The 1,251-nt window shown below is 68.6% G+C and carries 2 protein-coding genes; both read right to left on the minus strand.

From position 1 onward, the window contains the following. Window positions 1–264: 264 nt before the first annotated feature. A complete protein-coding gene (locus ACJH7A_RS30535) occupies window positions 265–702 on the minus strand; it encodes a hypothetical protein (RefSeq protein WP_406803319.1) in 438 nt (145 codons plus the stop codon). Between the two features lie 84 nt (window positions 703–786). Continuing rightward, window positions 787–1,167 carry a hypothetical protein gene (locus tag ACJH7A_RS30540; RefSeq protein ID WP_406803320.1) on the minus strand — a complete coding sequence of 127 codons (381 nt, stop codon included), beginning with the start codon at window positions 1,165–1,167 and terminating at the stop codon, window positions 787–789. Window positions 1,168–1,251 lie beyond the last annotated feature (84 nt).

The following is a 1,251-nucleotide window of genomic DNA, read 5'->3' on the forward strand; positions in this document are numbered from 1 at the left end:
CGGCGGATTTGCCGCCCCGCGAGCGGCAGCGAGCTTGGGTAGGGCGGCAAATAGTCACTCGGTACGCCGATCGCCGGTGGCGGCGCGGGTTGACCGGCCGGGCCCCAGGCTGACTACACTGGCGACCCCTGCTGACAAGGTTGTGTTGTGGGGCAGTGTTTTTCGGCCGCCGCGAGGCGGCCCCGGCCGCGCGTGCTCGGCGCCGGAAGCAAAAAAGGGGCCCCGCCGGCGCAAATGCCGGCAGGGCCCCTGGTTGGTTGGACGTTAGGTCACCGTGCCGATGCCGCTCATGGTGTCGATGCCATGGGTGACCGTGTGCGCGCCGTGCTCGTCGTAGACGTGGTGCGCGGCGGCAGTGATGCCGCGCAGTGCCAGGTCGATCAGCTCGGGCAGCTCGTCGGCCGTGGCGGTGCGGTGCGAGACACTGGCCACTCGCCAGCTGTCGTGCGACCACGGCGGGGTGTCGCCGGCGGGGCAGTAGATGCCGATGAACCAGCCCACGGGTTCGCCGGCCGCTTCGCTGGCCAGGCGGTGTGCGCGGGTCTGGATGCCCTGGTCCCAGTCGTTGATCTCCAGCCAGTGGCCACTTTCGAGCCGGGCTTCCCAGACCAGGCAACCGCCACCGGAGTTGAAGCAGTGCAGGTCGATGCCGAAGCGCGTAGCGATGGCGGTGAGCAGGGCGTCGTATTCGAGGTTGTACATGGTGTTGTGTGCCTTCCGATTTCGGTAATGGAGGGGGGGGACCGGACCGGGCCCGCGGTGCGTGCGGGCCCGGTGGGGTTGCGGTCAGCGCAGCGCGCGGGCCAGGGACGCGAGCAGGTAGGCCTCGGCCACGTCTTCGGGCAGCGGGCCGAGCTCGGCGTGGTCGACGCCGGCGATGACGACGGGTCCGGCGAGGACGTCGCGCCGGACCGCGCGGGGGTCGTAGTGCCACCACAAAGTGGTGGCGATGGGATTGGGGACCCACCCTGGGTGCAGTTTGGTGTTCTCGCCGAAGATGAAGGCCACCCGTGGGATGTGGCCCAGTTCTCCGTCCGGCCGGCGGTAGCCGTAGGCGATTTCGATGTCGTCGCGCACGTGCTCGGCCAGGGTGGTCTCGGTGAGCTGGCGGGGTCCGTCGTTGTCGGGGTTACGCGGGTCGATGATCAGCGCGCGGAATTCGGGCATGGGTGGGTCCTTAAGTTCGTAGTTGCAGTTATTTCGTGATGTTGTGACGGTTACGTTGAACTGCGACCCGGGTGGGTCGGGTGA

The organism is Mycobacterium sp. SMC-17 (genome assembly GCF_045310915.1).
Taxonomy (GTDB): Bacteria; Actinomycetota; Actinomycetes; order Mycobacteriales; family Mycobacteriaceae; genus Mycobacterium.